This window comes from Candidatus Angelobacter sp. (genome assembly GCA_035607015.1).
Taxonomy (GTDB): domain Bacteria; phylum Verrucomicrobiota; class Verrucomicrobiia; order Limisphaerales; family AV2; genus AV2.
The window spans coordinates 1-15,326 of record DATNDF010000431.1 but is presented as its reverse complement, the minus strand read 5'-3'; the positions used below and the strand labels follow the sequence as shown (position 1 = coordinate 15,326).

Annotated in this window: 14 protein-coding genes; 3 read left to right on the top strand and 11 right to left on the bottom strand. The window is 60.5% G+C overall.

Going from position 1 to position 15,326, the window contains the following annotated elements; all coding sequences use genetic code 11:
* A partial coding sequence (locus VN887_17420; protein HXT41791.1) for a DUF2182 domain-containing protein occupies positions 1-439 on the top strand: 439 nt, incomplete at its 5' end.
* 99 nt (positions 440-538) lie between these two features.
* Here the strand turns inward: VN887_17420 and ileS are convergent.
* On the bottom strand, positions 539-3,496 hold the full coding sequence (gene ileS, locus VN887_17415; protein ID HXT41790.1) for an isoleucine--tRNA ligase: 2,958 nt from the start codon (positions 3,494-3,496) through the stop codon (positions 539-541).
* A 119-nt stretch (positions 3,497-3,615) separates the two neighbouring features.
* Between ileS and VN887_17410 the strand changes: the two genes are divergently transcribed.
* On the top strand, positions 3,616-4,647 hold the full coding sequence (locus VN887_17410; GenBank protein ID HXT41789.1) for an LOG family protein: 1,032 nt from the start codon (positions 3,616-3,618) through the stop codon (positions 4,645-4,647).
* Positions 4,648-4,670: 23 nt separating this feature from the next.
* Positions 4,671-5,183: an ATP-binding protein gene (locus VN887_17405; GenBank protein HXT41788.1), complete on the top strand. Its 513-nt coding sequence runs from the start codon at positions 4,671-4,673 to the stop codon at positions 5,181-5,183.
* Between the two features lie 129 nt (positions 5,184-5,312).
* Here the strand turns inward: VN887_17405 and VN887_17400 are convergent, their stop codons facing one another.
* The 10 genes from VN887_17400 to VN887_17355 all read right to left on the bottom strand — a co-directional run.
* The gene (locus tag VN887_17400) at positions 5,313-5,810 is read right to left on the bottom strand and encodes a hypothetical protein (protein ID HXT41787.1); all 498 of its coding nucleotides are present in this window, start codon (positions 5,808-5,810) and stop codon (positions 5,313-5,315) included.
* A gap of 8 nt (positions 5,811-5,818) precedes the next feature.
* Positions 5,819-6,493, bottom strand: coding sequence for a hypothetical protein (locus tag VN887_17395; GenBank protein HXT41786.1), 675 nt, complete (start codon positions 6,491-6,493; stop codon positions 5,819-5,821).
* A gap of 186 nt (positions 6,494-6,679) precedes the next feature.
* Positions 6,680-8,461 carry a hypothetical protein gene (locus VN887_17390; GenBank protein HXT41785.1) on the bottom strand — a complete coding sequence of 594 codons (1,782 nt, stop codon included), beginning with the start codon at positions 8,459-8,461 and terminating at the stop codon, positions 6,680-6,682.
* Between the two features lie 5 nt (positions 8,462-8,466).
* On the bottom strand, positions 8,467-9,225 hold the full coding sequence (locus tag VN887_17385) for an ABC transporter ATP-binding protein (GenBank protein ID HXT41784.1): 759 nt from the start codon (positions 9,223-9,225) through the stop codon (positions 8,467-8,469).
* Positions 9,226-9,237: 12 nt separating this feature from the next.
* A complete protein-coding gene (locus VN887_17380) occupies positions 9,238-10,047 on the bottom strand; it encodes a hypothetical protein (GenBank protein ID HXT41783.1) in 810 nt (269 codons plus the stop codon).
* Positions 10,048-10,052: 5 nt separating this feature from the next.
* Positions 10,053-10,859 (bottom strand): LysM peptidoglycan-binding domain-containing protein, encoded by an 807-nt coding sequence (locus VN887_17375; GenBank protein HXT41782.1) that lies wholly within the window; start codon positions 10,857-10,859, stop codon positions 10,053-10,055.
* 92 nt (positions 10,860-10,951) lie between these two features.
* Positions 10,952-12,508 carry a hypothetical protein gene (locus tag VN887_17370; GenBank protein HXT41781.1) on the bottom strand — a complete coding sequence of 519 codons (1,557 nt, stop codon included), beginning with the start codon at positions 12,506-12,508 and terminating at the stop codon, positions 10,952-10,954.
* On the bottom strand, positions 12,477-13,868 hold the full coding sequence (locus VN887_17365; GenBank protein HXT41780.1) for a hypothetical protein: 1,392 nt from the start codon (positions 13,866-13,868) through the stop codon (positions 12,477-12,479). The genes VN887_17370 and VN887_17365 overlap by 32 nt, the downstream gene beginning before the upstream one ends.
* Positions 13,869-13,913: 45 nt before the next feature.
* Complete coding sequence (locus VN887_17360) at positions 13,914-15,113, bottom strand: ABC transporter ATP-binding protein (GenBank protein ID HXT41779.1); 1,200 nt, start codon at positions 15,111-15,113, stop codon at positions 13,914-13,916.
* A gap of 11 nt (positions 15,114-15,124) precedes the next feature.
* Positions 15,125-15,326, bottom strand: a 202-nt coding sequence (locus VN887_17355) for a hypothetical protein (GenBank protein ID HXT41778.1), incomplete at its 5' end; no start/stop codon positions are given.

Genomic DNA, 15,326 nt, shown 5'->3' with positions numbered 1-15,326 from the left:
GACCGCGTTCAGCGCGCTCGCGGCCGGCGCGCAGTGGGTCCTGCATTCCACGGCACTCCTGTCGCCAATGATGGTGAGCACGAGTCCGATTCTGGGCGGAGCGCTGCTCATCGTCGCCGGGGTGTTTCAGTGGACGCCGCTCAAGGGGGCCTGCCTCAGGCACTGCCGCTCGCCATTGAGTTTTCTCATGACCGACTGGCGCGAAGGCCGGTCGGGCGCGTTCGCGATGGGACTGAAGCACGGCGCGTATTGCACCGGTTGCTGCTGGTTTCTGATGGCGTTGTTGTTCGTGGCGGGCGTGATGAACATCTGGTGGATTGCCATCATCGCCGTGCTCGTCCTGTTGGAGAAAGTTTTGCCGAAAGGATTTCAATTCGGCCGAATCGTGGGCGTGGCCCTGGTGGCGTGGGGAGTTTGGATGATCGCGTTGCGGGCCTGAAAAGGGAGCATGGCGTCTCGTCGGAAACAAGTCTCGCGCGTTCCAAAACAATTCGGCGTCTCGCCGCAGCGCGTCGGCCAGAGGCCCGCTCCCCGAGCATCACGAAGCGGCTTTGAACTGCTCCACTGCCTCAACGCAACGCCCGCAGATGGTCGGATGCTCTTTGTTCGCGCCGACATCGGTTTCCCAGTGCCAGCAGCGCTCGCATTTCTGGCCAGGAGCCTGTCCTCCAACGAGGCTTATTGAAGCGAATTGTTCATCAACCTTGACTCGGATTTGGGATACATTGACCAATTCCCTGAAAGCATCTTTCCATTCACTAAGAAATGATATTTGCTCTGCTGGTCCGAGAGCGATGATTTCAGCCTCAAGGGATTTGCCAACTTTCTTTTCCCGTCGCATGTCTTCTAACATTGGGAGGGCCCTTTCTCGAAATAAGAAGAGCTGCTTCCATGTGGTCTTTTCACTTTCGTGAAAAGTGAATTCGATCTCAATCCACGTGGTTGAATGCACCGACTCGCAATTCGTGCATGGGACAAACCGCCACGCCTCATCCGCCGTGAACGAGAGAATCGGCGCAAGCATCTGGCAAAGACTGGTTACTATTCGATGCAACGCCGTCTGCGTCGATCGACGGCGATGTGAGTTGGTCGGATCGGTGTAGAGCCGGTCCTTGATCACGTCGTGGTAAATCGCGGAGAGTTCGACCGCTGCGAACTGACTGAGCTTCTGATAAACGACGTGGAATTCATAAGCGTCGTAAGCCTTGACGACTTCGGCTTCCAGCTGCGAGAACTCGCCGAGAATCCAGCGGTCCAGTCCTGTTAACTTGTCATCCGACACGGTGTGTTTGGCCGGATCAAAATCATAGAGGTTTGAGAGCTGGTAGCGCAACGCGTTGCGGATACCCCGATAGGTCTCGGCGACTTTGGTGATCCGCTCATCGCTCACGATGATATCATTGCGGAAATCCTGCGAGGCGACCCACAGCCGCACAATGTCCGCGCCCCATTTTTTCACGTAGGCCTCGGCGGTCTGCGGTTTCTCATAAACACTCTGGCCCTGTTTGCTCTTGGAAATCTTCTCGCGGTCGGCGTCCACCATGAAACCGTGGGTCAACACGGTCTTGTAAGGCGCGGCCCCATTGCCGGCCAGTGAGATCAGCAGCGACGACTGAAACCAGCCGCGGTGCTGGTCGCTGCCCTCGAGATACATGTCGGCCTGCCAGGGAAGTCTCGAGTCCTGGGTATTGAGTCTTGTGTAGAGTTCGGCTCGTCGCATCAGGACTGATCGTGACGACGACCCGGAATCAATCCAGACGTCCAGCGTGTCGTTCGACTTGGCGACGGGCTCCGCGCCCTTCCAATCCTTCGGTTTTACCAAAACCCACAACTCGGCGCACGGCTTCTTAAACCAGATGTTCGAGCCGTTCTTTTCGATTAGGTCGGCCACATTACGAACAACTGCAGCGGCCGTTTGGCAATCCTTCGAAGGGTCGGGCAAAGGGTTTCCCTGCTCGTCGTAAAAGAACGGGATCGGCACACCCCAGGTGCGCTGGCGGGAGATGCACCAGTCGGGACGGTTTATGACTGCGCCCAAAATTCGATTCTTGCCCCAGTCAGGAATCCAACCTTTGTTCCGGCCAATTTCTTCTATTGCCTGAACGGCCTTACTTCGGAGTCCGGTTATTGGCTCCGGCTTCATGTAAGCGTCCCTCAATACTCCTATCTCTGTTGTGCTAAACTCGAGTGACTTCGAAAAATTGCGATTCCCTTCAAGCCCAATAAACCACTGATCCATGGCGCGGAAGATGATCGGCGTTTTGCTCCGCCAACAATGTGGATAGCTGTGGGTGTAATCTTCCCGATGCACCAGCATGTTTCGGTCGCGAAGCAGTTGCAGCACGGCCTCGTTCGCCTCGCTCTTCCCGTGCTTTTCGAGAATCGCTTTGCCGATGAGCTCCTTCGGCATCTGCTGTTCGAGCGGCAACTCGTTCGAGTAGGCGAAGCGGCCGTCGTCATCCACCGGCGAGTAAATAGGAAGGCCGTTCGCCAGACCGAGCTGGTAGTCCTCCAGGCCGTGGCCGGGCGCGATATGCACGAAGCCGGTGCCGGTGTCATTGGTCACGAAGCTGTCGCCGGCGAACAGTTTTCCCGTGCGCGCGCAAAACGGATGTTGAAACTCGACCTGGCGCAATTGCATTGCGTCGAGGCTGCGGACGATTTCGTAGCCGCCCCAGCCGCACTTCTCCGCGACCGTCGGCAATAGGAGTGAGGAGACGAGGAATGTTTCGCTTCCGACCCGCACTTGCGAGTAACTGAAGGTGGAGTTGTACGCCACCGCGAGATTGGCGGGTAACGTCCATGGGGTGGTCGTCCAGATGAGGATGTTTGTGTTCGGCTGGCCGAGAACGGGAAATCTTACGTAGATGCTCTGGCTGACGTGGTCCTTGTATTCAACTTCAGCCTCGGCCAGCGCGGTCCGGCATGGGATGCTCCAATAGACCGGCTTCTTACCGCGATAGACGAAGCCCTTTTCAACGATGTCGGCGAACAACCGCAGTTCGTCAGCCTCGTATTCCTTGTTCAGCGTGAGGTAGGGGTTGTCCCAGTCGCCAAACACGCCGAGCCGCTTGAACTGCTCGCGCTGGAGATCAATGTATTTGCGGGCGTAGGCGTCGCACGCCTTGCGAATCGTGACGGCGTCCGCGCTGGAGTCGCCGGCCTTGCGCATCTCCTGCGAGACCTTGAATTCGATCGGCAGGCCGTGGCAGTCCCAGCCGGGAATATAGGGGGCATTGTAGCCGCGCAACGATTTGTATTTGACGATGATGTCCTTGAGAATCTTGTTGAGCGCGTTGCCGATGTGGACGTCGCCGTTGGCGAAGGGCGGGCCGTCGTGCAGCACGAACTTCTCGGCGCCGGCGCGCGCGGCCTGGATTTTTTGGTAGAGTTTTGCCTCCTGCCATTTCCTGAGCCGTTCCGGCTCGCGCGCGACGAGATCGGCTTTCATGGGAAAGTCGGTGCGCGGCAGGTTCAATGTGTTTTTGTAGTCCATCGCCACTGTTCAAAGAGGGCGAAGGCTAACAGCTGGCGTTCGGGTTATCAAGTGATGACCGCGCCGGCCGGAGTGGAGCAGCGGTTGCATTTCGCTGTCAAACCGGTAGCTTCGCGCGCATGGAAAAACGGGACAGGCCGCCGATGGATCCGGAATTGAAGCGCCGCATCGATGAACTCATCGCTTTCAAGGGTGGCGGGAACAATCCGGATCTCGTTGGAGACATCATGGAAAGCGCGCTCAAACTTCTGCACGACGTCGAAGACCGCGGCGACGTGCGCGTGATCCAGACCGCGATCCGCGAGTTGCGCTATGCGTTCCGGCTGTTTGCGCCCTACGCCGACACCCGCAAGGTGACTATCTTTGGTTCGGCGCGCACGCAACCCAGCAAGACGGAATACAAACAGGCGGTCGAGTTCGCGCGGAAGATTGCCGACGCGGGGTTCATGGTCATCACGGGCGCGGGGCCGGGCATCATGCAGGCGGGCCACGAGGGGGCCGGACCGGAAAAAAGTTTCGGCGCGAACATCCGCCTGCCGTGGGAGCAGGCCGCCAACCCGATCATCCAGCACGACAAAAAGCTTATTACTTTCAAATACTTTTTCACGCGGAAGCTGATTTTCCTGCGGCACTCCGACGCCATCGCGCTGTTCCCCGGCGGCTTTGGGACGTTGGACGAGGGCTATGAAGCGCTGACGCTGATGCAGACCGGCAAGAGCCGGCTGATGCCGCTGGTATTGATTGACCGGCCCGGCGGCACCTATTGGAAGACGTGGGACAAAAACGCGCGCGAACATCTGCTGCGAAACCAGTTGATTGCCGAAGATGATCTGCACCTTTACCAGATCACTGACGACACCGACCAGGCGGTGAAATGGATCACGCGCTTCTACCGCAACTATCACTCAATGCGCTTCGTCCGGGACCTCCTCGTCATCCGGCTGAACCATACTCCGTCGCAATCCGCCATCGAGAGCCTGAACGAGGATTTTGCCGGCATTCTCGCGAGCGGGAAGATACGCGCCATCCAAGCAACCCCTGAAGAGCGCGAAGACAACGACGTGGCGGACCGGCCGCGCATCGCGTTCGATTTCAACCGGCGGGATTACAGCCGGTTGCGGGAGATGATCGATGTGTTGAACGGGTGGTGATCTTGAGATAATTCGGATTGGCCATGCCTCACGTGAAAACAACTCCAGAACGGTTCGAACTGTCGGATCTGGCCCGCTACGCCGAAACTGTGGGAAAAGGGGAGTTTGCGCATCGTCCTTTCACCCTGGAAATCGATTGCCCCGCCGATCTCGGCACCGTGTATGTGCTGAAGGATTACCTGGAAACGATCCTTTGGCAGCTGCTTAGCAACGCCAGGAAGTTTACGCTGGAAGGAGGAGTTTGGCTCAAAATCCGCCGGGAGCGGTCTCCTCAAAACGGGGCAGATATGATCGTCATTTCAGTCAGCGATACAGGATGTGGCATTCCCGCGGAATGGGCGACCTGGATTTTCGAGCCGTTCAAGATTCAGAAGATTTACCCGAATCGGGCTGGAATCGGCCTGCACATGATCCGGACTTTGTGTCAACACATGGGTGGTGCAGTTCGTTTCGTCAGTGAGGTTGGCAAAGGCACCATTTTCACGGTGACGGTGCCGGCGGAAGTTCAGGACAACGACCCAGGGATAACAAGCTGAAGAGACGGACGGAGCCGACGAACAACCTTTTGTCAGTACAACATCTGCGCTCTTCAGACGCAGCATTGAAAGTCCGTCCCGGCCGAAAGATTGAGCGGCGGCAGCGGGCTGGCGGCTTTGCCGGAGGCATCAGCGATGTTTGAAGAGAAACGCCCAAATACCCCACAGCAGGGCGAACAGAATGCCGGCGAGCAGGAGGACGCGGTTGCGGGCCACGCGCTTTTCGTAGCGCATCGGGCGCAGGCCCTGAATGCTGCCGGCGGCCAGATAATTCACCAGTTTGGGATTGTTCGCCGGCGGGCCGTGGAAATGGTTTTGCAGGCGTTTCCATGCGCCAGCCAGATCAAATTTGCGGACACCCAGCTCTTTGAGAGGCTCGTTTGCGCCCGGCCGCGCCTGCGATTTCACACGTTCATGGTTCACCTGCTCGAACACCGGATCACGGACCGGCGCGGGAGTCTCGCCCGGATTGTGCGGCCGGGCCGTGGACCGGAGGCGCGGCTGCGCGGGGGACTGTTGCAGCCGGGTGTCGAGCTGCTTGATCTGCTCTTCCAACGCGGCAATTTCCGCGGCCAGCGCGCGGGAGCGCTCGGACAGGGGATCGGCCTTCTTCTTGAATATCGCCATACCGATGCTCATTTGCGGCCCGCCAAAAGGAAGATCAGGACGCCGAGAACGGCGAGCGCCACAAGCGCCAGCGGCCAGGTCAGCGCGAGTCCAAGTCTGCAGAGCTGCAGAAAGCCGAGCGATTCGAGCGACGTGGCAGGGGGGTGCTCGTCGGAAGGTCCGGCATTCTCGACGGCGGGCGGGCCGTTCAGCAACGACCATTTCAACCGGGCGGCGTTCCATTCCATGCGCGCGTTGTCAATGACGGTCAGGGCGCGGGTCAACTCGACGTTGTAATTCTCCTGCGTCCAGGTTTCGTCGTGGATGGACTGGACCTTGGTGAGAGCGTCGCGAAGTTCGCCGAGTGTCCGGGCCATTTGTTCGGCGTCGCGGCGCGCGTTGAACTCGGATTCCTCCAGAAAACCGACGCCCCGGGTCAGATTCTGCAGCATTTCTTCGCGACCGGTCTGAAATTCGGTCCGCCGGCGCCGGGCTTCCTCCAGTCCCGCGCGTTCACGCTCCAACTCCTCCTGCGCCCGCTTGAGTTCCATCAGCCGCTGCTGGGTCTCGCTGACGCGCGAATCGAGTTCCTCCCGCGTGGGCGGACGACCGGTTCCGCCGGACGGCGAGCCGGCGAAGGGGGACTTGCGGGCGGCGTGAAAATCGTCGTCCACAAAGTCTGTCTCATCAAAGTCCGAAGCCACGCTGCGACTTTAGTAGCCGGTGCGGAACGTGTAAAGGAGAGGTTGTGCACACGAGACTCGTGCGGACCATGAACACGGCGCCGGATCGCTGAATCCCCGGTGGGAAGGTCACCCGCCGCGTCATTTTCAGCCGGTTGCCAGCGACGTGACCCGCGAAAGCAGCGACCAACAATGCGGCGGGCGCGGTCAAAGTTCAAACCCGGACACTTTGCGCAGTCCCGTTCTCAGCGGCAGCCAGCCGAGGAACATTGAGAGCAGGGCAAATCCGATCCAACTGCCGAACAACCAGCCAGCGGATGATTCGCCGAACCGCGCGCCCGGCCATGGCGAGCCGATCGCCAGCAGCGTCACCGAGGCGACGATGTAAAGAAAACTCAGCACCAGGCAAAACGTGCCGCCAAAGCCGCTGACGATTTTCCCCGGATTGTCCTCCTTGAAATTCGGATACAACGCGCCCAGTCCGACGGCCAGTCCGTTCAGGGTGAACGTCATGATCGTAACGGCGAGGACGAAATAAAGGGTCCTTCCGGCGGACAGTTTAAGCATCCGGCAGGACATCCAGATCAAGCCGACCGTGACGCAAAGCGAGGCGATGCTGCCGAGCCAGTATTTCGCGCGGACCACGCGTGAGAGCCCAAGTGGCGCAAGGCCGACGATCCAAAGCCGCTTGCCTTCGAGTGAGAATTGCGGATAGACGAAGCGGGTGGTGAGTGTGGCGAGATTGAGCGAGCAGGCGCCAAGGTTCAGGTAGGAGACGAGATGCACCCAGAACGGGTTGGTGAGTTGCTGCGAGAAGTGGCGGAGGTTGATGATGTACGCGCCGAGAAGGCCGAACAGCACCAGCGTCTGGCCCCACTGGGTCGTGTCGCGCCAGAAAACGCGAATGTCCTTCGCCAGCAGCGCGCGCGTGTCCGCCGGCACCCAGCGCAGGACTCCGACGAGGCGCTCCACCGCGCCGGGCGCGTAATCGAAGTTTCGCTTGCGCTCCTGCAAGGCGCGGAACCAGGTCCATTGCCAGAACACACTGCCCCGGCTCTGCGCCGTCGAGGCGGCGTCGTAAAACAGGCCGCCCATGCGCGTAAAGGCGAGGCAGCCGAAGAAAAGTGAATTGCTCAACAGGACGAGTGTGAAGAAGCCGGCGCCGCTCAATGCGCCCTCCGACCAACGCAGCACGCCGGACGAAAGCCAGTAGCTCGGCAGGAGCGCGAATTGCGCAAATCGCGTTTTCATCAGCAGACGGTCGAGGACGGCCAGGACCCGGGTTTCGAGCATGTCGTCGGTGATCGGCTCGGCCTTCAACCAAAACGCCGCGCCGATGAGCATGAGCGCGGCCAGCGTCAGGGCGGCCACCTGAAAAGCGCGCCGGTCCAGGAAACGCGCCACGTTCACGGCAAGCCACGCGCCCGCGACCGCCGGCAGGACGATGAAGAGCGCAATCAACACGATCGTCGCCAGATAGAAATGCCACGGCACATGGTTGGTCAGTCCGTAGGCGGCCAGCAACGGTGAGATCAAAAAAAGAAACGCCCACGATGCCAGCAATGCTGATTCGATGAATTTCCAGCGGAAGATGACCTGTGGCGGCACGGGCAGCGTCAGAAGGAACTGCGTTTCGCGGTTGCGGAAGAGGTTCGTGTAGCTGATGACCAGGTTGCTGAACAACAGGAGCACGAACAAGAACGCGAACAGGAGAAACATCAATCGTTCGATCAGAAGTGTGCCCAGCCCGGGAAAACTCGACACAAATTTCAATCCCTTGCAGAACAACCAGAACGCCAGCGCGGCATAACCCACGATGAACAGGCCGATTAGAGCGGAAAGCAGCCGCGATTGTTCGCGGACTGCTTTCAAACGACGCCACGCCTGTAACGCGTTGACATGGACAAGCAGGCCCAGGGGCGAGCGGAATCTGCCGCGCGCGGCCTGACCGGGCGCCGGGCCGGCAGAAGAGGGTGCGGGCGTTGCCATGGCCGTCAAACCGCGGCGGCGGGGTTGCCGCTGACCGGATCCGCTTCCTGTCCCGTGAGGGATAGAAAACTCTGTTCGAACGCGCCGTCCTGCCCGCTCTGCCGGCGGAGTTCGTCGCGCGTGCCCACCGCGATCAACCGTCCCCGGTGGATGATGCCGATGCGGTCGGCCATTTCCTCCGCGACTCCCAACTGATGGGTTGAGATGAAGATGGTCATGCCCTGAAGTGATTTTTCCTTGAGCAGATCCTTGAGCACGCGCGTGTGGTGCGGGTCGAGCCCGACCATGGGCTCGTCGAGCACGAACACTTCCGGGTCGTGCAGCAGTGCGGAGGCGATGGCGACGCGCTGGCGCGTGCCGTGCGACAATCCCTCGATTTGTTTTCCGAGATAGGGTTCGAGGTTGAACCGCGCGGCCAATTCGCGTGAGGCGGATTCGATGCGCGCCTCCTCCATCTGGAACAGCTGGCCGGTAAAGCGGAAAAACTCCCACGGGGTCAGCTTGTCGTAGAGGAACGGAAAATCGGGCACGTAAGCCAGGCGCCGGCGCGCCTCAAGGGGTTGCGTCTGCACATCGAAGCCCGCGACGCGCGCGGAGCCGGAGGTCGGCTTGATCAGCCCGGAAAGAATGCGGATCATGGTCGTCTTGCCGGCGGCGTTCGGGCCGAGCACGGCAAAAAATTCGCCCCGCGGGATGGACAAGCTGACGTCGTTCAACGCCACGAGGTCGCCGAACCGTTTCACGAGGTGGGTCAACTCGATCATGCCGGACTTCCCTTACAGGCTCGTCAGAACCTCATTGGCCAGCAATACACCGTTCGGCAACTCGACGCGCATGATTTCGCCGACCCGGCTGACAATGACAACCACCTGGTAGCGGTCCAGCACGCGCGCCTGCAGGCGATAGACGCGCACTTGCGCATGGCCGATTTTCAGCCAGTCGTTGCGCGCCTCCCAGTTCAGATCGAGGGAAAGGCCGGCGGGCCGGTTCAACCCGCCAACCTGGCCCAGCAAGGCCAGCGGCAGCGGACCGGCAAACTCCTCCAGCAGTTTGCGGGGGTCGCGGAGTTCCTCATACGTGAATGTGCGCGCCCATTTCCCGGACTCATCCTCGAACCGGGCTTCCAATGTTTCCTCCTCCGCCACGGTGTGGAGGGTCCATACGCTCGGACGTGTGGCGACGCGCGCCGACAACTCGCGCCAGACATGGTCTGCGGAGAACGCGACGTGCAGATTGAACCGCACGCGCGAGGAGGGTTCGGTGGGCAACACGTTGCCTTCGAGATCAATCGTGTAGCCCACGGGCTTTTTGACCATCCCCTCCGGTGGATACTCCTCGCGGGATACCTTGCCCATGGCCAGTTCCTCGCCGGCGTTGGCGCCCCACCGGCAATAGCCGATCCGCTTTCCCTTCACACTGATTTCAAGGGCGGAATCATCCGGAGCCGTGAGGATTTTCTGCCAGACCACTTGCGTCGAGACCGCGCTGCCGAACTCCCGCCCGCCTCCGAACTCGGCCCGCCACAACAACACGTTCATGATGATCCAGAACAGTGTGACGAGCGGAAAGTAAATACGGTTGAGCATGACGATCACGGCAGCGGAATGACGAGCGACTGGCCCGGCCTCAGATGTCTGGGGTCCAAGCCGGGATTGGCGCTCAACAGATTGACGAGTTTCACTCCGTAATTGCGCGCGATCGAGTAAGGCGTGTCTCCTGATTTGACGACATGCGTTTTGGTCGTGCCGGCCGGCGGCGCAGATTCTCCCGCGGGCGGTTGCCCGGACGGGCGGTCAACGGTCTGGGCGTATTGGACGGAAGGGTTTGACGGGATCCGAGCGGCTGCGAGAGTCCTTTGGGTGGAGGAATTCGCGAAAGAGGAGGTCGTTGAGCTGTTCGTCAGCGCCACAGCCCGCAGTGTCAACTGGGACATTAATTGATCGACCTGCTGGCGCAGGTCCGCGTTCTCGCGGGCCATGCGTTCCACTTCCTTGCGGACCAGATCGTTGTTCGGGGTGTATGGCACCTCCCGGGCCAGCGCGAGTTTGCAATAATCAATATTCTGCCGGATCAGGTCCGCGTTGTCCGCTTTGGGTCGCAATTCGAGGTATTTTTCAAAATGGTAGATCGCCCGCGCCCAGTTGGTGGCGACGTTCTGATAGTAGATCAGCCCCAGTTCGAGATGGGCCGCCGCGGAACGTGGATTGGCTTCGAGCGCCTTCTCGAATGATTCAATGGCGCCGGTGTAGTTCAAAGCGGCCTTGCGGCTCCGGCCCGCCAGATAATCCGGCGCCTTCTCCTCGTCGGCGCCGCTATCGCTGGAGAAGGAACAGGCGCTCCACCAGACACACAACAAAAGCAAGACGGCCACCCGCGCGTACGAAACCAACTGAGTCATGCGGCGAACCTAAACGAAGTGCCCGCCCGGCGCAATGACGCGTTGATGAGCGGGGCGTGGAAAAGCCGCAACGCGCCCGGCGCGGCGGGAAATTACTGGTTCGGAGAGGAACCCGGGGGTGGCGAAGCTGCGGGAGCGTTGGTCGGCGGGGAGGTCGGTGCGATGACGGGAGCCGGCAGGCCGAGCTTGGTGTGAAGCTGCGCAACGAGGATCGGGTTGTAGGTCTGATCGAATTGATTGAGCGTGTCTTTCTTCAAGTCCTGCAGGGGCGGCAGGCCTATCCGGACTGTTTGTGATTTGTTCCTGCTGGTCTCCCTCTGGTAGCGCGCCCAGATTTTTTCCGCAAGGAGCGAGTAACCGATGCCCTGGTCGTCCTCGCCGATGGCCAGGTTGTAGTACGAGTTGATCAGGAAACCCTCGATGGCCTGCTGCACCCGCGTGTGAGAGGTTTCTCCGATGTCCTCGGTCACCTTGGCGACGCAGTAATCATCCAGAGTCAGGTCGGCGATCTTTTCCGCCGGCTTCGACGGATTGCGGGCATCATAGGCGGTGGCGTCGGGATATTTTTTCACGAGGTATTTCATCCACTGCTCTGCGTCGGCCCGGCGATTCTGGGTGTAAAGGAAATAAACCGCGTCTTTGAGAAAGTTCTTGTGAGCAGTGGCGATGTGGTTGCTGTATTCAGTGTCTTCCAGCATCGCCTTCTCATACGCCTTGTTGGCGTGGGGGATCATCGCGAGGTTGGGGCCGACCTGATACTGCCTGTTGGTGCCGACGGTAAACTCGATCAGGCGCCCCCGCTGGAAGGCCAGTTGCAACGGTTGGTAAATCTCGCGCTGCAAGGTGATCTGTTCCTGTTTCTTTGCCCGCTTCAATCCGAGGGTGGCCCAGTAAATCGCGTGCGACTCGGGCAACCGCCATTCCAACGGTCCATACTCGTCGTCCACCTCCTTCATGTGGACGGGGTCAAGCTTGTATTTCTCGCGGAGAATCGTGGCCCGACGTTTTTCGTCCTCGGTCTGTGGGTTGATCAGCGCCTCGTAATTGGTTCCGCCGAGCACATCGTTCATCTGCTTTGCCCATTGCGATTTGAAATAAAAATGGGCGTCATCGAGGTCGGCGCCGATCTTGTGTTGAAAAATCCAGCCCAATTCGCGGTAGATCAACGGCTCGTCGGGGTTGTATTTGAGCGCCTCGTCACGCAGCAGCTCGATGCCGCGTTGCACCCATTGCCAGCGGTCGCGCGGGTCGGTGAATTTGATCGAGATGTTGTAGGCCATGTCCCACGCCTGCACGATCCAGACCGTGGTGAAATGCGGCTGCAGTTTCGTGATCCAGTCGGCGAGCTGGACCTTCTCGAAGTATTTGTCCTCATCCTGGAGTTCCATCGCGCGGATCCAGAGCGCGTTGGCAATCAGGCCGCGAAATCCGCCGAGCGCGACCGTGGTGAAGACCAAAACCGGCGGCGCGGAGTTGCCCAGCGGCTCGCCCCGTGAAATGCCCATGGCGACCCGGTCGTTGTTCAGCAGCCGCTGCATGAAGCCCGACAACCCCAGCAGCGCGATGATCGCGGCGATCAGCGCCGGGCGGTAGAATCTGGAACGGGACGCGGTCATTTCATTGCGTTCCCTGGGCGGTGGCGAGTTCACGGCGCGTAAAGCTGATGACGCCCACGGCCGCGAAGAAACCGCCCATCAGCAAAACGATCTGCGCCACGGCGCGCGCCAGTTCTCCCCAGCTCACGCTCCGGCCGCTGCTCAGCGAGTCAATGGGAGAAAAGCCGTGGACCAGATTGATCACCTGAAGCAGCCCCTTGAAAACCGGCAGCGCGATCATGTCCAGTAGGGTAGGGGCGTCCACGTGGCCGGTTTCATGGTTGACCGCCGCAATTCCGCCCTCCTCCACCACCTGTTTCACCGTTCCGCTGGAAAGGCCGACGACCAGCACGCCAAGCGAAACGAACGCCGCGACCGGGAACGAGAGGAAGCTCGCCGCGCAGAGGCCGATCGCTGCCAGCAACGCGAGCCAACAACTGATGATCCCCAGTCCACGGATAAAATTGAGTCCGAACCCGCTGTCGGGGTAAAGCACTTCGATCCCGTCCTCGAGGGAGAACAGCAACGCAGTGTCGTTGAAGTTCACAAAATCAACGACGAGGTTGCCGTTCTCGTCGAGCAGGCCGGGTGGCAGCGGGATTTCGTGAAACGTGTCAGCCGCCAGGCTGGGCTGTTCCACCTGATAGCGCCGGCCGTTGGGCGGGCCGATATACCAGGCGCCGTAGTACGTGCCCGAGGCGTTTGGCTGCGCCACGACAAACTTGATCCGCAACTCCAACGGTTTGTCACGCAGAGCATCCTTGAGCAGGCCGGTGCTGAGAACCCAGCGTCGCCCTCCGTTGGCGTTGGGCGGGACAACCTGGGCCCCGGCCTTGACCTGCTCGCGGATTTGCCTGCGCACGAAGTCGCGGTCCATGGCTGCCACCTTGCTGTCCTTGAGCCGTTCCTGAAGCCGTTGTTCGACCACCGCTTCGATCGCGGCGTTGTCCACGGTTTGTTTGATCGAACCGCGCGCGACCAGCACCTCATTCCGCAGTTTTTCCTGAGCCTCGGGGGGTAACTGGCCGGCGCGCCATTGCATGAGGAAGTACACGGCGGCGCCCGAGATCCCCAGCAGCAGGACGTTGAGCAGCATGATGCCCGCCCACTTGCCCACCCAGATTTCCCAACGGGCGATCGGCTTCACGGCCACCATCTGCATCTGGCACTCCTCGACATCACGCGCCAGCGTGCCGCACGCCATCCAGAGCGTCGCGAATCCGAGCAGTGTGGTGATCGCGCCGAGCGTGTAGGTGAGTACAATCTGCGTGAACCCCTGCGCCGTGCCGTCGTGCTTGATGACGAGCGGCAGCCCGATCACCGCCCCGAGCAGCAGCAGCACCAGAATCTGCACCAGCCTGTAGCGGAACGCGGCCCTGAGTGTCAGCTTGGCGATGGCGAACAGGCGTTGCATCAGGATAAACCCGGATTTGAAATCGCGAATTTCAAATCCGGAGGGTCACTTGGGCTTGCCGAGCAGCGACGACAGTTTTTCGTTCGCCTTTTCCAGCTCGGCAGCTTTCGCGGCTTCCGCCGGTCTCTCATCCGGCGGCCTGTCATCCCTGGGCCTGGACAGTTCGTCGAGTTTTTCGAGATCCGCGGTTTCCTCCGGCTCCGGTTTCGCGGCTTTCAGTTCGGCGGCAGCCGCCGGTTGCGTCAATCGATCAAGAATCCTTCCAGCCTGCGATGAAGCCTCTGCGTCGCCGCGCAGGTACGCCGCCACCTTGCTGCCGGAGGTCGCGCCCGACGTTTCCGTCTCGCTTGCCCGCGCCTTTTCCACGACGCCGAGGAAGTAGCTCTCGAGGTTTTGCGTGGGAGTGTCGATGCGCACCTTGTCTTCCGCCACGTCCCGCCGGATGACATCGAGTACGCGCTGCAACGTTTCACGCGGCAACGCGGGCGCGGTGATGCGCACCGAGTCCGCTTTTGCGAGCAGCTCCTTCAGCGTGCCCATCGCACGGATTTTGCCACCGTAATAGATCACCACGCGGTCGCAAACGTCCTCCACGTCGGCCAGCAAATGACTGCTGAGGATGACGGTCTTGCCGCGCCGGGCCAGCGCGAGAATCAGGTCTTTGACTTCACGGCAGCCGATCGGGTCGAGGCCCGAGGTGGGTTCGTCGAGAATGACGAGATCGGGATCGTTGATGAGCGCCTGTGCGAGGCCAATGCGGCGTTGCATGCCTTTCGAAAACTCCCCGACCATGCGGCGGCGCACCTGGCTCAAACCGACCATCTCCAGGAGTTGTTCCGCGCGGCGGCGGCGCTCGTTGTCCGGCAAATCAAACAGGCTGCCGAAGAAGTCGAGGGTTTCGTTGGAGTCCAGGTAGCGATAGAGGTACGATTCCTCCGGGAGGTAGCCGATGCGCGATTTTGTGGGCACATGCCTCGGCGAATGGCCGAACACCTCGATATGTCCCTTGGTGGGATAGAGCAGTCCCAGCAGCATTTTGACGGTTGTGGATTTGCCGGAACCGTTCGGCCCGAGCAAACCGAACACTTCACCGCGGCGGACTTCGAAGTCCACGCTCTCCACCGCCTTTGCCTTGGGCCGGCCCCAGAAGTCTTTGAAAACCTTCGTCAGCCCGCGAACGACGACGACGTTTTCCGCCGGTTGAGCGGCGCGGGTGGCGGATGGCAGTGTTTCGGTGGCAGGCATATCTCGGCTGATCACACCGGTCTCGGCGCCAGTTGCGGCATGGATTCAGGGTGACCGGGGTGCTTTTCCACCGGTTCCGCGGCGCCGGCGTGGAACGGTTCCAGTTCTTCGCCCAGCCGCACCAGACGCGCGCTGTTGAACACCACTATCAACGAACCCGCGTTGTGCAGAATGGCCGCGATGATCGGGTTCAAGTAACCGAACGCGCCGGCG